This window comes from Desulfosporosinus nitroreducens, assembly GCF_023897015.1.
Classification (GTDB): domain Bacteria; phylum Bacillota; class Desulfitobacteriia; order Desulfitobacteriales; family Desulfitobacteriaceae; genus Desulfosporosinus; species Desulfosporosinus nitroreducens.
This window is the reverse complement of sequence record NZ_JAMHFY010000003.1, coordinates 136,034-158,394: the sequence shown is the minus strand read 5'-3', so window position 1 is coordinate 158,394 and position 22,361 is coordinate 136,034. Positions and strand designations below refer to the sequence as shown.

The 22,361-nt window shown below is 42.6% G+C and carries 22 protein-coding genes; 5 read left to right on the top strand and 17 right to left on the bottom strand.

Going from position 1 to position 22,361, the window contains the following annotated elements; translation table 11 throughout:
- Positions 1–258: 258 nt before the first annotated feature.
- The 3 genes from M8E35_RS04710 to M8E35_RS04700 form a co-directional block, all read right to left on the bottom strand.
- Complete coding sequence (locus M8E35_RS04710) at positions 259–711, bottom strand: pyridoxamine 5'-phosphate oxidase family protein (RefSeq protein WP_252467625.1); 453 nt, start codon at positions 709–711, stop codon at positions 259–261.
- Positions 712–815: 104 nt separating this feature from the next.
- Positions 816–1,583, bottom strand: coding sequence for an acyl-[acyl-carrier-protein] thioesterase (locus M8E35_RS04705; RefSeq protein WP_252467624.1), 768 nt, complete (start codon positions 1,581–1,583; stop codon positions 816–818).
- Positions 1,584–1,640: 57 nt separating this feature from the next.
- Positions 1,641–3,467: an ABC transporter ATP-binding protein gene (locus M8E35_RS04700; RefSeq protein WP_252467623.1), complete on the bottom strand. Its 1,827-nt coding sequence runs from the start codon at positions 3,465–3,467 to the stop codon at positions 1,641–1,643.
- A gap of 315 nt (positions 3,468–3,782) precedes the next feature.
- On the opposite strand from M8E35_RS04700, the gene M8E35_RS04695 reads away from it, so the two are divergent.
- The 3 genes from M8E35_RS04695 to M8E35_RS04685 are packed head-to-tail and all read left to right on the top strand — an operon-like array spanning position 3,783 to position 6,186.
- Positions 3,783–4,049 (top strand): FeoA family protein, encoded by a 267-nt coding sequence (locus tag M8E35_RS04695; RefSeq protein ID WP_252467622.1) that lies wholly within the window; start codon positions 3,783–3,785, stop codon positions 4,047–4,049.
- Entirely contained in the window at positions 4,046–4,798 is a 753-nt protein-coding gene (locus tag M8E35_RS04690) for a FeoB small GTPase domain-containing protein (RefSeq protein ID WP_252467621.1), read from the top strand. The genes M8E35_RS04695 and M8E35_RS04690 overlap by 4 nt, the downstream gene beginning before the upstream one ends.
- A complete protein-coding gene (locus M8E35_RS04685; protein WP_252467620.1) occupies positions 4,786–6,186 on the top strand; it encodes a nucleoside recognition domain-containing protein in 1,401 nt (466 codons plus the stop codon). The genes M8E35_RS04690 and M8E35_RS04685 overlap by 13 nt, the downstream gene beginning before the upstream one ends.
- Before the next feature lie 11 nt (positions 6,187–6,197).
- Here M8E35_RS04685 and M8E35_RS04680 read toward each other — a convergent pair whose 3' ends face one another.
- Positions 6,198–6,629 (bottom strand): metal-dependent transcriptional regulator, encoded by a 432-nt coding sequence (locus tag M8E35_RS04680; protein WP_252467619.1) that lies wholly within the window; start codon positions 6,627–6,629, stop codon positions 6,198–6,200.
- Positions 6,630–6,898: 269 nt separating this feature from the next.
- On the opposite strand from M8E35_RS04680, the gene M8E35_RS04675 reads away from it, so the two are divergent.
- Positions 6,899–7,591, top strand: coding sequence for a hypothetical protein (locus tag M8E35_RS04675; protein ID WP_252467618.1), 693 nt, complete (start codon positions 6,899–6,901; stop codon positions 7,589–7,591).
- A gap of 19 nt (positions 7,592–7,610) precedes the next feature.
- On the opposite strand, the gene nudC is transcribed toward M8E35_RS04675, so the two are convergent.
- The 4 genes from nudC to M8E35_RS04655 all read right to left on the bottom strand — a co-directional run bounded on the left by nudC (position 7,611) and on the right by M8E35_RS04655 (position 11,804).
- The gene (gene nudC / locus M8E35_RS04670; protein ID WP_252467616.1) at positions 7,611–8,429 is read right to left on the bottom strand and encodes an NAD(+) diphosphatase; all 819 of its coding nucleotides are present in this window, start codon (positions 8,427–8,429) and stop codon (positions 7,611–7,613) included.
- Between the two features lie 66 nt (positions 8,430–8,495).
- Positions 8,496–9,425, bottom strand: coding sequence for a 3'-5' exoribonuclease YhaM family protein (locus tag M8E35_RS04665; protein ID WP_252467615.1), 930 nt, complete (start codon positions 9,423–9,425; stop codon positions 8,496–8,498).
- 233 nt (positions 9,426–9,658) lie between these two features.
- On the bottom strand, positions 9,659–10,621 hold the full coding sequence (locus tag M8E35_RS04660) for a helix-turn-helix transcriptional regulator (RefSeq protein WP_252467614.1): 963 nt from the start codon (positions 10,619–10,621) through the stop codon (positions 9,659–9,661).
- The gene (locus tag M8E35_RS04655; RefSeq protein ID WP_252467613.1) at positions 10,608–11,804 is read right to left on the bottom strand and encodes a helix-turn-helix transcriptional regulator; all 1,197 of its coding nucleotides are present in this window, start codon (positions 11,802–11,804) and stop codon (positions 10,608–10,610) included. The genes M8E35_RS04660 and M8E35_RS04655 overlap by 14 nt, the downstream gene beginning before the upstream one ends.
- A gap of 81 nt (positions 11,805–11,885) precedes the next feature.
- Between M8E35_RS04655 and M8E35_RS04650 the strand changes: the two genes are divergently transcribed.
- Positions 11,886–12,206: a CC/Se motif family (seleno)protein gene (locus M8E35_RS04650; RefSeq protein ID WP_252467612.1), complete on the top strand. Its 321-nt coding sequence runs from the start codon at positions 11,886–11,888 to the stop codon at positions 12,204–12,206.
- A 59-nt stretch (positions 12,207–12,265) separates the two neighbouring features.
- Here M8E35_RS04650 and M8E35_RS04645 read toward each other — a convergent pair whose 3' ends face one another.
- The 9 genes from M8E35_RS04645 to purE form a co-directional block, all read right to left on the bottom strand.
- The gene (locus tag M8E35_RS04645; RefSeq protein WP_252467610.1) at positions 12,266–12,820 is read right to left on the bottom strand and encodes a manganese catalase family protein; all 555 of its coding nucleotides are present in this window, start codon (positions 12,818–12,820) and stop codon (positions 12,266–12,268) included.
- Positions 12,821–13,544: 724 nt separating this feature from the next.
- A complete protein-coding gene (gene purD / locus M8E35_RS04640; protein WP_252467609.1) occupies positions 13,545–14,840 on the bottom strand; it encodes a phosphoribosylamine--glycine ligase in 1,296 nt (431 codons plus the stop codon).
- Between the two features lie 12 nt (positions 14,841–14,852).
- Positions 14,853–16,397, bottom strand: a complete 1,545-nt coding sequence (purH, locus tag M8E35_RS04635) for a bifunctional phosphoribosylaminoimidazolecarboxamide formyltransferase/IMP cyclohydrolase (RefSeq protein ID WP_252467608.1) — start codon at positions 16,395–16,397, stop codon at positions 14,853–14,855.
- Complete coding sequence (purN, locus tag M8E35_RS04630; protein ID WP_252467607.1) at positions 16,394–17,011, bottom strand: phosphoribosylglycinamide formyltransferase; 618 nt, start codon at positions 17,009–17,011, stop codon at positions 16,394–16,396. The genes purH and purN overlap by 4 nt, the downstream gene beginning before the upstream one ends.
- Entirely contained in the window at positions 16,974–18,020 is a 1,047-nt protein-coding gene (gene purM, locus M8E35_RS04625; RefSeq protein WP_252467833.1) for a phosphoribosylformylglycinamidine cyclo-ligase, read from the bottom strand. The genes purN and purM overlap by 38 nt, the downstream gene beginning before the upstream one ends.
- A 28-nt stretch (positions 18,021–18,048) precedes the next feature.
- The gene (gene purF / locus M8E35_RS04620) at positions 18,049–19,467 is read right to left on the bottom strand and encodes an amidophosphoribosyltransferase (RefSeq protein WP_073029831.1); all 1,419 of its coding nucleotides are present in this window, start codon (positions 19,465–19,467) and stop codon (positions 18,049–18,051) included.
- A 153-nt stretch (positions 19,468–19,620) separates the two neighbouring features.
- Complete coding sequence (gene purC, locus M8E35_RS04615) at positions 19,621–20,334, bottom strand: phosphoribosylaminoimidazolesuccinocarboxamide synthase (RefSeq protein ID WP_252467606.1); 714 nt, start codon at positions 20,332–20,334, stop codon at positions 19,621–19,623.
- Between the two features lie 112 nt (positions 20,335–20,446).
- Entirely contained in the window at positions 20,447–21,742 is a 1,296-nt protein-coding gene (gene purB, locus M8E35_RS04610) for an adenylosuccinate lyase (protein WP_252467605.1), read from the bottom strand.
- Positions 21,743–21,756: 14 nt separating this feature from the next.
- Complete coding sequence (gene purE, locus M8E35_RS04605; RefSeq protein WP_252467604.1) at positions 21,757–22,254, bottom strand: 5-(carboxyamino)imidazole ribonucleotide mutase; 498 nt, start codon at positions 22,252–22,254, stop codon at positions 21,757–21,759.
- Between the last annotated feature and the right edge of the window lie 107 nt (positions 22,255–22,361).

Below are 22,361 nucleotides of genomic sequence, written 5' to 3'. Positions count from 1 at the left end.
GGAACTGACTAAGATATCCCTATCATTATAGTGATGTCAATAAGTTTCTCTTCGACAAATATCTCCTCTATTCCTTCTTATGCAAGCACTTTAAAAATAATAACTGTTTCTCCCTTTAAATAAAGCGAAAGCCAAAAATCGAAACTTTGTTCACACTAAAACCTACACTCGCGCGGAAGGACTTGACCCCCCTCAAAGCAGAAAAAACGAACTCCCACTTGCTCAAAGCGGGAGTCTTATCATTAGATAAATTACATACTACGATTGTTTACCAGTCATAGTATTTACCTTCAACTTAAAAAGAGTAACTCCTGCTAACACAGCATCAGCAGGGAAAGGTTGCTCATTTGAATATTGTTGCATGATTATTTTCATTCCTTCTCGCTTCGCCGCAATGTCATCGATGAATTCAACTTCTCCAAAACCGACAACACTCTGATACCGCATCGTCCATTCACACCCCTGCTCGCTCGGCACTAGTTCTGTATTGATCTCAACTTCAAAGCATGCCTGAGGATTTTCGCGCAGAATCATAACTTTTAGCCCCTCATGCGCAGAATGAAAATACAAAACCCTATCTGCATAACCAAAGTTCATCGGAACAATATAAGGCATATCCTTAAAGGATACCGCTAATCGGCACACCTGAGCCTTCTTTAGGATCTCATCCATTAAATTCTGATCAGTTATTTCCTTATCACTTCTACGCATGTTTTGCCTCTTTTCATATTCTTTTATTAACGTAATGATCATTTCCTACAGGATTCTAGAAATTTTTACTTGCTTCGACGGTTAGAGACAGCCACCCTCCGTTTTTATTTTAGAGGCCCCCAAACAGTTTTAGCTATTGCAAGTTCTTGACGGTCATCGTTCCCGAGTACAACATGCCTATACGCTGAGTTGTTGTCCCTTGGATTAGTAACATAGCATTTTGAGCAAATACTGGTTCCATACGTCGTTGCCTTCTTATAGGTGATTACCAGGGCAGTTAGATGATTATTCTGGTAAATATCCTCAGGAACCACTTCTAGCATCCATTGAAGATAGTTAGCATTATTGACATGTCCGTTAGTATCAATATCACTGCGTCTAACCGCAAATATCTGTTCATTCCCTTCTTCCTGTTCACCTTCCCCTATCGTAGGGTCCTCTAAAGACTCTTTAATCGCTCGCAGCGAGTCAACTCCATAAGCATCTTCAAAATCCGGGGGAATTCTGGAGGGACGCTTGCTTTCTGTATTATAAAAGATCCACAAAGACGTGGCTCTGCCGATAATCTTCTGGTCCTTGTCAATAATCAAGAAATCTCTCGTTCCATAAAAACGTTCAAACCCAGCAGACCAAGTTTCTATCGTTACCTTTTCACCCAGTACAGGATAGCGTTCCATCTCAAGCTGCCACTTATTTAAGATCCAAGCTTGTTTTTTGAATCTTAACCTCTTAACTCCTTGTCCCACTGCTTCAGAATGGGAAATTGCAGCATCTTCTAAGTAATGAAGTATGGTCAGGGGAGTTGCCTTCTCATACGGGTTCACTTCATGATAATGAACTTCGAATTCCATTCTATACTTTCTATTTTCCATTCTCTGATCCACCTTCGTTAATCATAAAAGCTTAAGGCGCTAAGCCCTCGGTTAGGTTCAACTAACTTCGGATGGAGTGGAACTCCCTCCCAATAAATTTCCTCCTTTGAATTGTGTGTCGAAGATTTGTCGATAAAGACCTTTCTTCCTAAGTAATTCCTCATGATTTCCACTTTCAGCAATAGTTCCATTCTCGATAACAAAAATTTGATCAGCCGCTAAGACTGTTGACAGTCGATGGGCAATAACAAAACTTGTCCTATCTCGCAACAAGGGTACCATCGCCTTTTGAATATACATTTCCGACACAGAATCTAAAGAAGATGTAGCTTCATCTAGAATAATAATTCTTGGGTCTCTCAAAATAACTCTGGCAATAGACACTCTTTGCTTTTCTCCACCGGATAACTTGATACCTCTATTTCCAACAATTGTTTTGTAGTGATCTGGTAAAGTCATAATAAAATCATGAATATAGGCGGCTTGGCAAGCCTCGATCATCTCTTGCTCTGTAGCATCTTTTTTCCCATATCTTAGATTCTCTTCAATAGTATCATTAAAAAGATACGGTTCTTGTATAACGATCCCAATCTGGTTCCTAAGCGATTCCAGGGTAACATCTCTAATATCCCGGTCGTCGATCTTAATGCTCCCTCTGTTCACCTCATATAATCTTGGAATCAAGTTTGTAATGGTGGTTTTCCCCACACCACTGGAGCCAACTAAGGCAACCATCGTGCCTGGATTTATGGAAAAACTAATATTTTCTAACACTTTGACCTTGCTGTTATATGAAAAATATACCTTTTCAAAGTCTACCTTCCCTTTAATTACTTCAAATTTCGCAGCACCAGGTTTATCTTTTATCTCTTGTTTCTGATCTAAATACTCAAAGATTCTCTGAAACAAGGCTAAGGATCTGGTGACATCTATGTGAATATTAGAGAGTTGCGAAACTGGTAAATACAACCTCCCCAAAAGAGCTACGAAAGCAATTATGCTTCCAATGGAGATTTCACCTTTGATAAATAAATAGCCGCCATAAAAATAAATAAGCATCGGCCCAATTGCTATAAAAGTGGTTATTGTCATTCTGAACCAGCGCCCTACAACCGATTCCCTAAGTTGCAAGGTTATAACTTCTTTATTAGTTTTTTCAAATCTCGCTAATTCATCTTTTTCCTTAGTAAAAATCTTAGTGAGCAGCGCTCCGCTAACACTAAAGGCTTCCTGAATAATCTGGTTAAGGTCACTAATTTTCTCTTGACTCTTTGTGGCTATTTTCCATCTAAGCTTCCCTACTTTTCTCGTAGGGATGATAAAGGCAGGCAGTATGATCATGCCAACAATTGCTAATTTCCAGTTCATTATTATTAAAACTGCCGCAGTTGAAATAAGCACAACAAAGCTGGTTAAGGCATTGACTATGGTTGTGTTAAATATATCCTGAATTCCATCAATGTCACTCGTTATTCTAGTAATAATCTCGCCTGGCTTGGCATCGGTATAGAAATTTAGGGACATGTTCTGTAAATGCGCGTACATTTGATTTTTCATATTTAGAATTATATGTTTAGAAATCCAAATGCTGAGATAAGACTGGGCTACTTGCAACAATCCTAAGATCACTGTAACCCCTATAGAAACAAAAATCAACACACTTAAGAGCATCAAATCTTTTTGTGGTAAAGCATTGTCAATGATATTCCTAATTAGCATCGGTGGTACAAGCCCCAGTATTGAGATAATTATTATTATGCCAATCACGAGAAGCATTTTCTTCCAATAAGGCAAGAAATAGCTCATTATTCTTGCAAGCATCTTTCTGGTAACCTGAGGCATTTCTTCTTCTGCAAATCTCAATCTGCCGATTCCCTGTTTCATAGTATCCACCAACTCCTAAGCTTTGACGAGCTAACTCCCTTTACAATTATAGCATAGTTGTTCCCATTAGAAAGGAACACGAGTCACAAACACACTGTCCCACGCCTGCTACATCTTCCTAGCCCAACTAAGAGGAATAACAGCTTAGGATCATGCCCCTAATTTTAAAAGAACCAAATAAGTATAAGCATCCGTGGGAACAAAAGAAACTCCTCAACATAATCTATTCAAAATGAACTTTAACTAAAAGTTAGCCTCGGCTAACCTATGGATCAGAAAGTAGATTAGCTTGGCAACGAAAAGGGGGTACATAGTGTGAAGGGTGCAGAACGAATCAATTCATTATCAGACTTGTCTCTGGGTTCGGACTGTCAGATAGTTTCCTTAGAGTTGAGCGGACTCTTACGGCGCCGTATTCTTGACTTAGGAATCGTTCCTGGAACGTTAATACGCTGTATTCGACGTGGACCTTCTGGTGATCCAACCGCTTATATGGTGAGGGGAACACTCATTGCTTTGCGCAGCGAAGATGCTGCCCAAATTTTTGTGAGAAAGTTATCGAATGGAGAGGAATGTGTATGATTCTGTCTGCAGAAAAAAAGAACAACCAATTCACCGTTGCCTTAGCAGGTAATCCAAACGTTGGAAAGAGTACAATTTTCAACGCGCTGACCGGGCTCCATCAGCATACTGGTAATTGGCCCGGTAAGACGGTAGATAATGCCCAGGGAATCTATGAACATCAGAAAAAATCGTTTTTAATAGTTGATTTGCCTGGTACTTATTCATTATTAGCTCATACAGTTGAGGAACAAATAGCCCGAGATTATCTGTGTTTTGCAAACCCAGACGTTACAGTGGTAGTCTTAGACGCAACTTGCCTGGAAAGAAATCTAAATTTAGCTCTTCAAGTCTTTGAGATAACATCCAAAGTCATTGTCTGTCTGAATCTGATGGATGAGGCTACTAAAAAAGATCTCGTAATTGATGTGCCCTCATTAGAACGTGAGTTGGGTGTTCCAGTAGTGGCAACCGCCGCCCGTCAAGGAATGGGACTTTTAGAACTTCGCAAGAAAATATTCCAGGTTGCTTCAGGATCTTTGCAGCCAAGTCCTCGTCAAATTAAATATTCTTCAGATGTTGAAAATGCTCTCAAAGAATTGCTGCCCTTAGTAGAAAACATAGCAAACAATACGTTGTCCCCCCGTTGGATAGCTTTAAGGCTTTTGGACGGAGACCAAAGTTTTCTAAGAAGTCTAAGCAATTATTTAGATATAGACCAAGCTTCATTTCAATTTCAAGATTGGGAGGAATCTAAATGTGCGCAATGAGCCCTTCTAGAATTCTAAGTGAAGTTTATGGTCAAGCTGAATGTGTTCGTAATTCCAATCTAAAGTCATTCAGCGATCAGATCGTTGCAGATATTTATGGAAATGCTGAGCAAATTACGAAGCACGTTCTCTCAAAAAAAGAAAGCCAACGAATTAGCTTTGATCTAACTATCGATAACCTTGTAACTTCAAAGTGGTTTGGCTATCCGCTCATGATTCTCTTATTGGTTGGCGTCTTTTGGCTAACAATAGAAGGGGCGAATTTCCCTTCTGAACTCCTTGCCACCGTCCTCTTTGCATTTCAGGATCAGCTTACTCTTTGGTTTCAATGGGCAGGGGCACCGAATTGGGTACATGGAGTTCTCGTTCTGGGAGTTTACCGTACTCTGGCTTGGGTTGTCGCGGTAATGCTGCCTCCTATGGCTATCTTTTTTCCCTTATTTACTCTCTTAGAAGACTCCGGTTATCTGCCCCGCATTGCTTTTAATCTCGATCATATTTTCAAAAGGGCAAAGGCCTGTGGTAAACAGAGTCTGACAATGTGTATGGGGTTCGGGTGCAATGCAGCCGGGGTTACCTCATGTAGAATCATCGACTCTCCTCGTGAACGCTTAATCGCGATTCTAACCAACAATTTTGTCCCTTGCAATGGCAGATTTCCAACATTGATAGCGATTACCTCCATTTTTATTGGCGGTGCAATTGCATCCTATTCAGGGTTAATCAATGCGTTGGTTATTTCCGCAATAATCCTGCTGGGAGTCGCTGTTACATTGTCCGTCTCCTGGTTATTGTCCGTGACAATTTTAAAGGGAGAACCCTCTTCACTGGTCTTGGAATTGCCGTCATACCGCCGACCTAAGTTTGGCGCAGTGATCTATCGGTCCATGCTTGATCGTACCCTGTTTGTATTAAGACGTTCGATCATGATAGCCGCTCCTGCCGGAGCAGTGATCTGGATCCTAGCCAACGTCTATATTGGGGACCAAAACATTCTATCGTCTGTTGCGCATGTACTTAATCCCTTTGGACAGTTAATTGGACTGGATGGATTTATTTTAATGGCTTTTATTCTGGGTTTGCCAGCAAACGAAATCGTTTTACCAATTCTCATAATGAGTTATCTCTCCACTGGCTCTCTACAGGATTACTCCAGTTTAGAGGAGTTGCGAAACGTTTTAGTAAGCAACGGATGGACCTGGCTAACAGCGATAAATGTCATGCTCTTCTCGTTGTTGCATTGGCCTTGTGCTACCACCCTCCTGACAACCTACAAGGAAACAGGCAGTAAAAAATGGGCCTTTCTATCTTTTCTGATTCCGACACTTATCGGATTTACTGCTTGCTTCATTCTTACTCAAGTGGTTCGATTCTTAGGCTTAGTTTAACATAATAGATTCTACACATTGGTTTTACTGGAAGACATTATGTATTCCAGTAAAACCTTATGCCATTCTGGGTTTTGATTTAGAAATGTGACGATTGCTTGGATAGAGCGGATGGTAGCTTCCGAAAGATAGTGTTCCATCGCCTCGGCTTCTGCTGCAATATCGCAGTCAGTATTAATGAGCACCAGAAATTCCTGTAACAATCGATTGCGTTTCACTAAGAAATCGCCGAGTTTTTTTCCTTTTTCTGTAAGGGTAATCTCCCCATAACGTTGATAATAAATATATTGACCATTTTTCAATTTGCGCAACGCTTTCGTTACCGATGGCAAAGAAACCCCCAGTTTAATACTGAGGTCAGTGACCCGAACAGTATCTGCAGATAGAGAAAAACGGTATAGCTCTTCAAGATAGTCCTCTAAACTGGGGGTGAGAATACCCATCACTACTCCTTTTTAAAGGTCTTTTTTTAATACTTATGCGATATTGTCTCAGAACTTTCCAACTCCCAAAGAGTACCCAGTTTACAAATCGGACTTTACTATACTGCCAGAGGGTGTGCCCCTAAAAAGCTTTCTTCCTAAAGTATAATTATCTGAGTTTTCTGTTTATTTTTAGGTACAACCTAAATTATTTGGATAGAACCCTACAAAAAACATACACTACAACACAGATAGAATTAACGATAATAAGCTGCGGAGGAGGCCCTTCGATGTATAAACAGGATAAAAAACCCATATCAGTAGCTGTCCACCCAGGACTACGACGTATTTTACTCAAAAACCCAACTCAAGAATCCTTAAGTACGATTATTGAATACCAACTCTTTGAACAGGCCAGTCCAACCCTTGCAGACGACATCCTTCGCCTGTTACCTTCTTGGGAACAGCAAGCCTTAGAAGGTAATGAGGTACTAGCCGGACTTATCCAGTACATGTCTCAGCAATCCCTAAGTTTTATAAAAAACCAGAAAATTATCCTAGCTAACCTCTTACGCATACGAATTTTAGCCTCAACGCCCGGAATTATTTCCTTTCCCGCCACAGAAATTCAAGAAAACCTCATTAATTTTTTAAAGTCTTCTGATATTTTAGCTGATCTTCCAGAACTAGAGGTCGTATCATTTTCTGCGAACGAGATTAAGCCCCTCTCTTCTGATTTAACTCGTTTTCGGCTAACTCCACACAGCCGCCGTTATATTCAGAATCTATTCCACCCTGAAAGGCGTGAAGCTATTCTATCTGTCTTGGCATATATTACTAAGAATTACCCCCTGATATCTACTTGTCGTCAGGCCTATGCCCTTATGCTGTCACTCGATAACCCTGACATCTGGGGAAATCATCCTTTTTGTGTTCGCCTAATCGCCAATCGTTTTTGGGATAATAAAAAAAGAAAACTATAGAAGCATAACCGCGCTCTTTTTACTTGCTATCGTTAGCTTGGCTAAACCAATCTATTAATTGCCGGGCTATACTTCCACTGCTCGGAATCAGTGGAAGTTGATCGGCAGTAAACCATCGTGCATCTAAGATTTCTTTTTTGTCAATATTTAAATCTCCACTGTCGTAATCAGCTGTAAAACCTGCCATTAAGGAATCTGGGAAGGGCCATGGCTGGCTGCCGAAATATTTAATATTTTTAACTTTTATGCCCACCTCCTCTGCTACTTCCCTTTGCACGCACTCCTCAAATGTTTCTCCCGGCTCAACAAAACCAGCTAAAACACTGTAAAAGCCAGTTTGAAAACGACTCCCCTTAGCCAACAATATTTCATTTCCCCGAGTAATGGCCACAATGATCGCCGGGGAAATCCGTGGATAATTGACAAATCCACAGGAGGGACAACGTTTGGCCCTTTCATCCATTTTGTTTTCTGTCTGTGTTCCGCACTGACTGCAATACTGATGGGAACGATCCCAATGCATAATTTGATAAGCTTTTCCCGCCAAAACAAACAAATCTTCTGGGATGTGATCAAATAAGCGCCTTAAATTACAAAATGACATGCCATCCGGTGCAACAGTATTTGGAGAAAGTTCAGCAACATAACATGGACGTCCGTCTAATTGACCAACATATTGTTTCCTAATTGGTCTTATATTTAACTGATCTAGATTAATGTCAGGTAAAGTAAATTGTCCGTTATTCTCTATGACAAGAAACTTATTCCCTTTGAACAACAACCAATATACCGTTTCATTTTCTTCCTCTTGGCAGCCGAATCCTGGTTCAAAAAACATTCGGGCATCCTCTTTTCATCGCTTGAAGTATGAGTCAGTTTAGTCCATTTAATTATTTATCCTCCCCTACTTTAGATAAATGAACCGTTCCATACTTGGAATATATGGGGACCATTCATCTTGTGGGTGGTTCTCTTTCGCTTGCTCAAACTGATAGAGTTCTGCATCCATGGCATCTGCATAGTGAATCACTAACGCTTCCATCAATTTTGGACGCTTTGGTGATTGCCATTCATATTTCCCGTGGTGGCTTGTAATAATATGCAACAACTTAGAACGCTGTTCCCGCGAAAAACTTGGGATTTTAGCAATTTCCTCAGTTAAGAGTTCGATCCCTATGATAATATGCCCCAGCAACCGTCCTTCTGTTGTAAATTTAACTCCCCGATCGTAGGAATACTCACCAATCTTGCCGATATCATGCAAAAGCGCTCCCGTCACAACTAAATCACGATTTATTCCGGGGTAATGCTTGGCAATTCCTTCTGCAAGCTCAGCCACTCTAACACTGTGCTCCCAAAGTCCACGGAGATACGCTTGATGAATTTTCATGGCAGCCGGAGCTTTGCGGTAAGCCTTTCCCCATTCCGGATGCCCTAAAATCATCTCCATCAGCATTTTGAACTCCGGTTGGATTATCTTCTCTATAAGAACAGCTAAACGTTTTTCCAACTCGTCTGCAGTAAACGGGGAACTTGGTAAGAGATCTGATAAGTCTACTTTCTCTTTTGAAACTATCTGGATAGCTTCAATTGTTAGATCAATAGTACCACGGTACTCAGAAGCAACTCCTTTGACCCGAAAGATGTCCTGATCTTTCAGCCATACAAGAACTTGTGGATCATAATTCCACATCTTCCCTTGAATCATTCCTGAACGATCTTGGCACGTCATGGAAAGGTATGCCCCTGGTTTTTGGCGAAAGGGCACCTCTTTCCATTCATTAACCAGCAATATCCCTTCAAATCGTTCCCCAGCTTTACAGTCACTTAGCATATATTAAATACTTCCTTTCTTTATCACAGCATCTTTTATCATATCATAACAAACTGGGGAGACATTCGGATGAAAAGGTGTTTTACTAAAGATCTCGAGTCGAGCTTTGTTTTTATATCCCATATTTGGATGGTTCTTGGGAACAATAAAATAATTAAAAAATACAATTAAGAGTGGACAGCGAAAATGGAATTGATAAAAGAAATATTATTCCTATTACAAACTGAGTATGATCAGGCATAGTTACTCAACGTCTCGCGAATTCTTTTGAGAATAAGTTGACGAAGTTCCATTGGTTCTAAGATTTCACCAGCTGAACCAAACCCTAATACCCAGGTAATAAATTCATTGACCCCTATGATCTCATCTTGAAAGAGCATTGATCCATCCTCTAATATCGTCAATTTACTGTTGCGATGGGCTACATCTTTTCGTACCTTAGCAAAAGTTTGAGAACGATTAAGAAAGCGTACTTTAACCCTCAATAAATCTCCATATTCCATCCCCCAACGCGGACCAAACCAATCCTTTAGAGAAAACCCGTCCGGGTAAACAAAGGACTCAGCGGTTTCGTTGACTTCCTGGACATTGTTTAAATGATAAGTCTTTATCACCTCTCCCTGTCGAGCAACCAAATACCAATACCTTAGACGTGAGTAGTAAACAATTCCCAAGGGGTCTGCCGTTACTTCTCTGCCATTAAATAAAATCCTAATTCGTCGAGTTTCCCTAATTGCGTTTTCAATCAAGGGAAATGTTTTTACTTGGATAGGCTCTAATGGTGTTAGTTCTCCTTTAATGTAACGGTAATTTCCCTCCTCTCCTAAGTTAAAGCCAGACAAGATCTTTTGTCTTAGCCCTTCTTTCAGCGCATTTTCCTCCTGCAAATAATCTAAGGTACCTAAAACCCCTATCGCCTCGCGGACGTTCAAATGGACTGGAGTATATCGTTTTTCTGCCGCAGCCATAAACCATTTAACCTCCGGCTGAAACAAATCCTCTTCGGCATCATTTCCTTCATCATGATCCGTGTACAACGGAAACGAGTTTTCAATAGAAGAAACCAACACTTTCAGATCCTGTTTCATAGTCCCCCAAGGAACACCGCAGGCATCGGCTAAGCCACTTCCGGATAACCCCTCTGGATGGATTTCAATTAAGGCCATGATTTTCCCCATACGATTAATCGAGTCCATGCGAGTCACCTCCATACATTTGCTGGAGTCGGGAAAATTCTTCAGTAACTTTTTCTCTAAGAGACGGAGGCTCGAGAACCTCTGCCCCCGCCCCAAACCCTCGTAACCAAACCGCTAATTCGTCCAGTCCTTCAACCTGATCTTCCATGAGCAGGCCTTCTCCATCCTCCACCAGAGTGCAAGTTTTACGTTTAGCTAACTCCGCTCGCACGCGATTTAAGGTTGAGTAATAATTATGAAACTTAATTCTTACGGGGATTGGATTCTGATCTCGGTAGACCCCCCAGGCATATTGATACCAAGTCTTTAAATCAAATCCTTCTATTGGAGCAAATGATTCGGGTAACCTTGTAACATCTAAAATACGGTTTACCAAATATGTCTTAATCCTCTTATCCCTCTCATCCTGAGCAATAAGATACCAATTATCAAGCACCCAGTAATAGACTATCCCCAGAGGGTTTAGTCTAAGTTGCCTTGCAGGCTCCTCTTCTTTTCGATACAGGATGGAAACTTGTTTTTTATTCTGAGCCGCTTCTTCGAGTTGAAAACAGCACTGACTGCGATGAACATCCTGAGTAGGAGTTCTTCCATGGACAAATATTGTCTCCCTCGAATGGGTGTTCTGCCCTATCCACAGTTTGAGTTTGGCTTCAAGTGTTTTCATTTCATCTGGAAAAGGTGCCAGAGCACGGGCAACGTTTAGCGCTTCCAGAAGAAGCGTCTTCTCCTGTTCGGCTAACTGGAGAGGAGGGAGCATTTGTTCAGAGCAAATTACATACTCTTCCCCTCTATGTTTGAGGATATTTTTTTTGGCCAAGTCCTTTATAGCCCGTTCGAGCGTTTTACTGCTGACTTCTTCTTCATCCCGTCGATTAAAGCGTTTGTAGATTTCGGTTACGGTTAATCCTTGAGGAGTGGCAGTGAGCATGCGCAAGATCTCCATTTGCCGAAGGGTTGCTGCCTTGACAGGCACTACCCCATTCCAACCACTCAAATGCAGATAAAGTCTTTCTGTTCCATCCTTCTTAAATTGAAAGCCATTATCTTTCATTTCTTCCAAATCTCTTTGCAGAGTGATTTGATTTACTCCGAATTTTTTAGCTAAACCTTGAAGGGAATGCACCCATGGTTCTGTGGCAACATTTTTGACGATTTCGCGTTGGCGTGTTAACTTATCCAAACTTGTAATCCTCCAATCCCTTGCAACCGAAAAAAGAAATGATAGAATAGATATGGCAACATTAAGGAGGTGAATCCACGGTTGGATCCTAACCTTAAAATGAGTACGAACATGAATATTAACATTACACAGAAAGCAATGAAATTCCTTCAGAAGGCTAAAAAAAATAAGCTTTACATAAAGCGCATTGTAGTCACTCAGTGTTGCATCCCGCTCTCTACTCCCCCTGCCGTACGAAAAGGAAGCCCACGGAAGCCTGAGGATTTTCATGAGTTTATTTTTGACGGAATCACGGTGTATTATGATCGCGATTTAATCCCGAAGTCGGAATTAACCATCGATACTGAAGGGCTGGGCTTGTCCGAACGATTAATGGTTTCTGATTGGGTTATTAAATATTAAAAGTCGGCCTTTGGCCGACTTTTTCATACTAGTCAGAAGTTAATCCAATCCATTCACTATTATTTCAAAACTTGCAAACTCATCTTATAGTCGTAAATCAACTCATTAAATTCCTCTGGCGAACCGTTTTCACGAAGTAACTTCTGTGCTTTTTTAAATAAGTATTTATGTACTTCACCCCTAGTAATTAAAAACCTAATCATTTTCTTCATATTTAGATCATCTGTCAATTTCAGCTGTTGCTGATATAGACGAATCACTCTAGTTTCCGTCTGGATATCCATCTGAAGCATTTTAATAACGTCGAGGCTTTGGTTAATCTGCGTGATTCCCCATAAAGCACCCTGGGTATTAACCAGAGTTAAGGGCGGTCCTCCCAGTTTATTAATCGCTACTGAAATCAATTCCATATGTCCAAATTCTTCTGCAGAGATTATCCCCAGCAGTTCCCGAATATGTCGATTTAATATATTCGAGCGTTGGTTAAAGTATTGTAAGGCTGATGACAACTCACTGTCAATTCCTGAATAATGTTCTGTCAGCACTTTTGCAAACGCTGGATCTTCACGTTCAACGTGGATCGGATAAAACAAACGCTTGTGATAATTAAACACTTCCATCCCACCCTCTATTAAAAGAATCCTGCCTTTATTATATGGCGATAGAATCCATGTGGTCACAAGCGAATGAATAACACTTCTCCTCTGTCATTCATAAACTGCTCAGAGGAAGTGAATGAAAGTGTTATTATGTTGTCCTAATTGTCAGAGCCTGGATCATTTGAGCAAATGGATTCAATATACGGCTCAAACCCTAAAAATGAACATAATCCCAGCAGCTAAAAATCCGGTTTATGTCTGTCCAAAATGTTTTAATACCTCTCCCAGCAGAGTCTTGCCCAGAATTAACCATTAGAAGGCTACTTAAATTAACGTCCATCGTGTCCAAAGAGCAAGAATCCTGCCTCAATTATTTGTGAGGCAGGATTCTTGCTCTTATAAAAAACTAACTTTATCGACCGACGGTCAGGGATGACCTAGTGTCGCTGCAGCCATGACTCGAACAAGGATGTTCGAGTCTAGAGCACCGCCATGGATGGTAGTCGCCATGAAACGAGTGCGAGAGTTTAGTGGGGATTAGTCTATCAAAGAAAAAGAAATCCCCTCCCGTCAAAGGAGGGGGAAAAAGAAAGAAAAGAAGGGGAGAAAAATGAGAAGAATATATGTTAACCGTTATAATAACGGGTAATCATTACTAACTGACTCTTAGTATAGAGCATCAGTGTTACATTGCCATGAACTTTGTGTGAAGAATATGTTAAACCTTATTATGGAAATTTTAAATTCCTAACCCTTTCACTCCAATATCCCGTCGAAAATGTGATTTTGGGAAATCAATTTCATCTACCAGAGCATACGCCTTCTCTCGAGCCTTTTGAAGGGTTTGTCCTTCAGCAGTTATTCCCAAGACCCGTCCGCCGGTACTCAGAAGCTGTCCTTCATGAATTCCTGTTCCGGCGTGAAAGATAACTGCATCTTGACCACTCTCCAACGGCAATCGGATCGGAACCCCCTTTGTGTAAGCTAAAGGATAGCCTTCAGCAGCCATAACAACACAAACTGCAACTTCATTTTTCCACTCCAACTGAACTTCGGAAAGATTTTTTTCTGTACACGCCCAAAGAACTGGCAGAAGATCTGACTTAAGTCGTTTCATCACCACTTGGGTTTCGGGATCGCCAAACCGAACATTATATTCCAAAAGTTTAGGGCCCTGCTTAGTTATCATCAACCCCAAGAAAAGTACACCTACAAAGGGAGTCCCTCGTTCTTGCATTATCTTAAGAGTCGGCGAAACAAGGTCGCGCATGACGATTGCTTCAAGTTCAGTCGTCCAAATTGGAGGAGGGCTATACGTACCCATACCTCCAGTGTTAAGCCCCAGGTCACCCTCTAAGGCCCGCTTGTGATCCTGAACAGGAACCATAGGTAAAGCTGTAACCCCATCCGAAAAACACAGTAAGCTAACTTCTTGCCCCTCTAAGAACTCCTCGATAAGCAATTTTTTACCTGCTGAACCAAAGTTGCCGTCCATTATTTCATCCACCGCTTGGAGGGCAGTCTCCAAATCCATCGCTACTATAACACCTTTACCCGCCGCTAAGCCATCCGCTTTCAAAACACAAGGAGCGCCTATAGTTTCAATGTACTTTTTGGCTCGGACCGGATCTTCAAATACTTGCCACTCTGCTGTAGGAATCTTAGCGCCTTCCATAATCATTTTGGCAAACGACTTGCTTCCCTCCAACTGAGCTGCAGCCTGAGTCGGCCCAAAGATTCTCAGACCCGCCTCCTGAAAAGCATCTGCAATGCCTAAACTCAAGGGGTCTTCTGGACCGACAACCGTTAGATCAATCTTCTCCTTAACGGCAAATTCCACTAGCCCGGCAATATCCTGAACAGAAATTGGGACATTCCAGATAACTGTCCCGGCATTTCCCGGTGCTACATATAAGCGTTCAAGTTCAGGGCTTTGCGCCAACTTCCAAGCTAAAGCATGTTCTCGTCCGCCGTTGCCTATAATTAACACACGATGCTTCTTCACTGTCTGACCCCGCTTCCCATTTATAACCATTTGAATTTATCATTAATGCTGAAAATGCCGGCGATGTGTAAAGACCATAATTATATTTAAGCGATTAGCGGCTTCGATAACCGAAGGATCATTGCGAGACCCCCCTGGCTGAACGATCGCACGAATACCCGCTTTTGCAGCCTCTTCGATCGAATCAGGGAAAGGAAAGAAGGCATCCGATGCCAGATAAGCCCCTTTAGCTTTATCTCCGGCCTGTTCAAGCGCAATCTTGACTGACCCAACTCTATTCATTTGCCCCGCTCCAACGCCCAGCGTCTGTTTATGATCTGTGACTACGATAGCATTTGACTTGACATGTTTCACAATACGCCACGCAAAATCAAGCGCTACCAGATCTTCTTCCGTAGGTTTTTGTTCTGACGCAACATCCCATTCGCTAACTGAAGCGGTCCCCTGATCGACCTCTTGAACAAGATATCCACCTTCAATACTTCTGGAAACCCAACCGGGCATAACCTTGCCCACTTCCCCTCTGCCAACCACAAAGAGTCGAAGATTTGTTTTAGCACTTAGAATCTCGCGAGCTTCCGGACTAAAATCTGGCGCTATAATGACTTCATAGAAACGTTCTTTAAGGGCTTCAGCACATGCTGTATCAACGACACGATTAAAGGCGATAATGCCGCCAAAAGCGGAAACCGGATCTGCAGCAAATGCATTTTCATAAGCCTCAAGCGGTGTCTTGCCCATTGCCACTCCACAGGGGTTAGTGTGTTTAATGATCGTCGTCGCGCACAATTCAAATTCACGCACAAGTTTCCAAGCGGCATTCATATCTATCCAATTATTGTACGAGAGTTCTTTCCCTTGAAGCTGTTTGCCATTTGCGAGGGTCCCCACTCCGGCCTCTGAACTAATATAGAAGGCTGCCTTCTGCTGTGGGTTTTCGCCATAACGCAGTTCTTGAACCTTTTGAGCAGTTATGCGAAGCGTCTCCGGGAAAGTATCCGGCGGTTCAATCTGCCGCTCTAGATACCCGGCAATCAGTCGGTCATATTCAGCGGTATGAGCAAAAGCTTCAGCAGCTAGTCGCTTGCGCATGCCCGCAGGAACATTCCCTGTTTCACGCAATACACTTAAAACTTCTTCGTAAGATTCTGGATTGACCAACACAGTAACCCGCCCATGATTCTTAGCTGCAGCTCGAACCATAGTTGGCCCGCCAACGTCTATATTTTCTATGGCCTCTTCAAAGGTCACTCCAGGCTTAGCAATAGTCTCTCGAAATGGATAAAGATTAACCACTACTAAGTCAATATAAAAAATTCCGTTCTGTTCCATTTGTTCCATATGTTTGACACTGTCCCTCGCCAAAATCCCACCGTGAATTAAAGGGTGAAGTGTCTTGACTCGACCATCTAAAACTTCAGGAAATCCCGTGACCTCACTCACATATTTCACCGGGATATTAGCTTCATCAAGTGCTTTGTAGGTCCCCCCGGTTGAAATCAACTCGAAACCTAAATCTGCAAGTTCACGCGCAAAAATTACAATTCCCTTCTTGTCGGAAACGCTTATGAGAGCTCTTCGCTTCATCCCAATTCCTCCTGTTGCAAAATATGTACTCTACGCCCAGTCCGCTCTACTTTCCCTAAAGCTAACAAGCGAACAGCATCGGAATAGAGACGATGTTCCACTGCTAAAATTCTCTGAGACAAGCTTTCTTCTGTATCCTCTGACAACACAGGCACTGCCTCTTGTAAAATAATTGGACCGCTATCCAAGCCTTCATCAACAAAGTGTACAGTACACCCACTAACTTTGACTCCATATTCCAGTGCTTGACGTTGGGCGTGGAGCCCTGGAAAAGCGGGCAGTAATGAAGGATGGATATTCAGGACCGGAAAATTTATTTGACTCATACAATAAGGACTCAAAACCCTCATATACCCTGCCAAAAGTAACAGCTCCACCTCATTATTTTGCATCCAGATCAAGATATCTTCCTCTTGCGCTTGACGATGCTGGTAATTACTGATCGGAAAAACACGGGCAGGAATTCCAGCCTCCTCAGCCAGCATTAATGCACCAGCCCCTGGAAGGTCTGATCCAACAGCCACTATCTCGATAGGTAGGTTGCCTCTTTGGCAGGTTGCAATCAAAGCTTGGAGATTACTCCCACGACCTGATGCCAGTATTGCCGTCCTCATAAGCCACCCCTTCTCCAGTAACGACGCTTCCAATAACAAAGCTTTTCTCACCTAACTCATCAAGTTTATGTCTAACCAATCCCTCAGCCTCTGAACGGACAATCAGGACATAACCAATTCCCATATTAAAAGTCCGATACATTTCTGACCAGGCCACATCTCCCAGGCGTTGCAACAACGGAAAAATTGGCGGTCGTTTCCAAGCAGATGTATTAATTTGAACCCCCAAACCTGCGGGCAATATTCTGGGAACGTTATCCGTTAAACCTCCACCCGTAATATGGGCCATGCCAAGTATCTCTGCACCAGAAAGAAGCGACAAAATTGACTTGACGTAAATGCGGGTTGGGCGAAGCAGTGCCTCCCCAAGAGATTCCCCTAACTCCGGGAATTCTTCATCTAAGGAATAGGATTCGAAGATTTTTCGGGCTAAGGAGTACCCATTGCTGTGAAGACCAGACGAAGGTAAACCGATAAGTGTATCTCCTGCTTGAATCTTTGAGCCGTCGATTAACTTATCTTCATTCACCACTCCCACTGAAAATCCTGCAATATCATATTCGTCTTCTGCATAGAAACCAGGCATTTCTGCCGTTTCTCCCCCAATTAAGGCACAGCCGGCCATTTCACACCCACTGGCAATCCCGCCAATGACCTCGGCCAGTCGTTTCGGTTCCACTTTTCCAACAGCCAGGTAATCGAGAAAGTACAAAGGTTCTGCCCCTTGTACCAAGATATCATTAACACACATAGCTACCGCATCTTGTCCGATGCTATCGTGCTTATTCATTTGAAAAGCAAGGCGCAGCTTAGTTCCTACTCCATCTGTTCCAGAAACAAGAACTGGATTTGGATATTTAGCCAAATCTAATTTAAAGAGCCCGCCAAATCCGCCTAGCCCACCGAGGACTTCTGGTCGAAGAGTCCGAGCAACCGCTGGTTTGATACGTTCTACAACTTCATTTCCCGCTTGGATATCAACCCCTGCGTCTCGATATGAATATCCCAACAATACTTCCTCCTTCCGTATATTAAGCTCATCCACAAGAATTATGAGATTCAAAATTGCTCTTACCTCGGTTTAAACTCGAAACTGGAATAGGATACGCTCCATTAAAGCAAGCCAGGCAAACAGCCTCTGTCCCCAGTGCGCGAAGCAAGCCCTCCTCAGAAATATAGTGCAATGAATCTGCCCCAACATACTGTCGAATTCCATCGACATCCAATTGATTGGCAATGAGCTTTTCCCGTTCTGCAGTGTCAATTCCATAGAAACACGGGTAGGCCACTGGAGGAGAACTGATTAAAAAATGTACTTCTTTAGCTCCCGCCTTCTTGACCATTTCCACAAGCTTAGAACTAGTCGTTCCTCGGACGATAGAATCATCGATCATCACGACACGTTTATCTTTCAGAACGCTCGCATTAGCATTAAGTTTAAGACGAACTGCAACTTCTCTCATTGCCTGAGTCGGTTGAATAAAGGTTCTGCCCACATAACGATTTTTAATAAGTCCTTCTCCAAACGGTATTCCCAATGCCGTCGCATACCCTAAGGCCGAAGCAGTTCCGGAATCTGGAACTGCAATTACAAGATCTGCTTCAATCGGACATTCATGGGCCAGTTCTATACCCATCTGCCGTCGGCTCTCAGCTATATTTAACTGATCCATCGTACTGTCTGGTCGAGCGAAATAGATATATTCAAAAGCACAGCACGCCCGCTTAGTTTTGTTCAACCCCCGACGTGAGTGTAATCCTTCTTTGTCAATTACAACAATTTCACCAGGTTCTACATCTCTTACAAACTCTGCGCCAATAGTATCAAGGGCACAACTTTCCGAAGCTAGACAATACCAACTCCCTAGCTTCCCAATACATAAAGGGCGAACGCCAAGGGGATCCCTGATTCCAAAAAGCTTATCCTCCGCTAAGATAACCAAGGCATATGCCCCGCGCAGATCCATCATGGTCTTAACTAGCGCGTCTTCTAATGATTCTCGGCGATACCGAGTTATAAGGTTAATAATCACTTCACTGTCAACCGTCGTTTGGAAAACCGCACCGTTTTTTCCTAGTTCTTCTCGAAGATCTGATGCGTTTGTCAAATTCCCATTATGTGCTAAAGCCATCATACCTTTTTGATAGTGTACCACTAAAGGCTGAGCATTTGCCAGCAGACTTGATCCCGTCGTGGAATATCGCACATGACCGATGGCCATTTTCCCTTTCAAGCCTTCCACTATGCTGTCAGAAAAAACTTCCGACACTAAACCCATTCCTTTATGCACATTGATGCTCAAGCCATTCGAAACTGCGATTCCAGCGCTTTCTTGACCACGGTGCTGTAAAGCATAAAGCCCGTAGTAAGTAAGACGGGCAACCTCTTGATCGGGAGCATAAATACCAAAGACTCCACATTCCTCTTTCGGTTTGTCCTCTCCAAATTCGAACATTTTCCGCCCCTCTCTCCCCCTTAGTTCCGCGCTTGCGGCGAAGTACGTCTAGATCATATAAAGATATCAGTACTTCACCGCGTCATTTTAAGAGATGATTGAATACTATTCTCACTCCTAAGCTTACTTGCCATAGCATGCTTGCTTAAGGGTCTATGCAAGGACCGCCTTGACCCTGCGATAGACTTCTTGATACGCTTCTTCGACTTTTCCCAAATCACGTCGGAAGCGATCCTTGTCCAGCTTTTCGCGTGTTTCAATATCCCAATAACGGCAAGTGTCTGGAGAAATCTCATCACCAAGATAAACTTTTCCATCACGCACTCCGAATTCCAGTTTAAAGTCGATCAATTCGATACCCGCTTTTACTAAGATAGACTGTAAAATCGAGTTGACTTTTAAGCCCATGGCTTGAATTTCTCGCGCAACATCCATACTCGCCCAGCCCATCGCCTCGACGTGAGATTCATTAACCATCGGGTCTCCCAACGCATCATCTTTATAATATAATTCTACAACCGGGCGTGAAAGTACAAAACCTTCCTCTACTCCGAGACGCTTTGACAGACTTCCGGCCACGATGTTGCGCACAACAACTTCAAGTGGAATCATTTCTAAACGATGTACAAGCATATCCCGATCGCTTAACAATTTAACATAATGGGTTGGAATACCCGCTTTTTCAATTTCCTCAAAGAACAGTGCTGATAACTGGTTATTGACCAATCCCTTATCCACGATTTGTCCTTTTTTCTCCCCGTTGAAGGCAGTGGCATCATCTTTATAGGCTACCCAGAAATATTCATTTTGATCAGTGTCATACACTCTCTTAGCTTTTCCCTCGTATCGTAATTCTAACTTTTCCATTAAGTATAACCCCTTTCATATTTGGTGAAGTATGCCAAGTATCTGTTGCAAGTATTTAAACATTTCATCTTTAGTTGAACGAGTTCACTTCCGTTCAACTGCTTTTATTCACCTAGACAAGTTCTAAACGTTGAAAAATGTCTGCTACATGCTTTGTATGATAAGCATAATCAAACAGGTCGCTTATTTCTTTTTCATCTAAATAATTTCGAATACCTAGGTCTCTGCTAATTAAGTGCTGAAATTGCTCTTTAGTATTCCAAGCTTCCATAGCATTGCGTTGAACCAAGGAGTATGCCATCTCCCGACTGACACCCTTATCAACCAAGGCTAACATAACTCGTTGAGAAAAAATCAAGCCAAATCCTTTGTCGATATTCAACTTCATTTGTTCTGGGAATACTTCGAGCCGATCTATAAGCTGTGTCATCTTATGAAGCATATAGTCTAAAGCAATTGTGCTATCCGGTAAGATCATCCGTTCCGCAGAAGAATGTGATATATCTCTCTCATGCCATAAGGCAACGTTTTCTAGTGCTACTTGAGCATTGGCACGAATAACCCTGGCCATGCCGCAGATACGTTCAGGAGTAATCGGGTTTTTCTTGTGAGGCATCGCAGAGGAACCTTTCTGCCCTTTTCCAAAGGCTTCTTCCACCTCATGAACATCGGTTCGTTGTAAGTTGCGAAGTTCAGTTGCCATTTTATCAAGTGAACTTGCAATACCAGCAAGGGTTGTCATGAAAAAGGCATGTCGGTCACGTTGAAGGATTTGGGTGGAAATCAAAGCCGGCTCTAAACCAAGCACTTGGCATACATGCGCTTCAACCCGAGGATCTACATTGGCAAACGTCCCTACCGCACCGGAAATTTTTCCTACCCTTATTTCCTCTCGAGCGAAAACTAGGCGCTTTTTTTGACGTCTAATTTCATCGTACCACAATGCAAACTTCAATCCTAAGGTAATTGGTTCTGCGTGAATTCCATGAGTGCGTCCCATCATCAAGGTGTCCCGATGTTCAATCGCTCTGCGGTTCAGAACCGCTTCCAGTCCCTCTAGCTTAGTCAACAAAATATCAGACGCTTCCACTAATTGCAGGGAGAGTGCCGTATCAAGGACATCAGAAGAAGTAAGGCCGAGATGAATGTGTTTTGCTTCATCTCCCACATTTTCTGCTACATTGGTCAAAAACGCCAACACATCATGTTGAGTCACTTCTTCAATCGCTTGTACCCTTTCCCAAGAGAAGGAAGCCTTCTTCCGAATAACTTCGACAGCTTCATTCGGAATTTTTCCTAGCTTGGACCATCCTTCGCAAGCGGCAATTTCAATTTTCAGCCATAGTTCGAGGCGATGCTCGTCTGTCCAAATCCCACCCATTTGAGGAAGGGTATAGCGTTCAATCATATTTACATTCTCCTTTAACCTTCACTTAATCTTTTTTGCAGTGCTTCGTCCTTCGCTTCAATATCTTTCATCATCTGAGCTCGATAGTTTTTAACCTTTATACTCAGGGGTTTATCCTCAACGGCTAGAACCTGTACCGCAAGCAAGGCTGCATTGCGTGCCGCACCAATGCCTACAGTTGCCACCGGAATTCCCGGGGGCATTTGCACGATGGAGTAAAGGGCATCAATACCCTCCATGGCGCCACTGCTTAGAGGAACACCGATCACAGGTAAAGTTGTTGCCCCTGCTACAACCCCCGGCAAATGGGCCGCTAACCCTGCCGCCGCGATGATTAGTTTACCTCCTTGGGCTTCAAAAGCTTCTACCCAGTCGACGGTTCTCTCTAAAGTCCTATGCGCAGAAGAAATTTTGACTTCAAAATCAAGTTCAAACTCACGAAGAACTTTGATGGATTCCTCCATGACCTTGTAATCCGAATCACTTCCCATAATAACCCCAATCTGGCTCATTTAAGTTGCCCCTCTCCCCTTACATTTTCCTTAAAAACAATATTAAAAAACCAGGCAAGGCAGATTACACCCCCATTAAAACAGAGTGAAACCTACCCGCCTGGGCT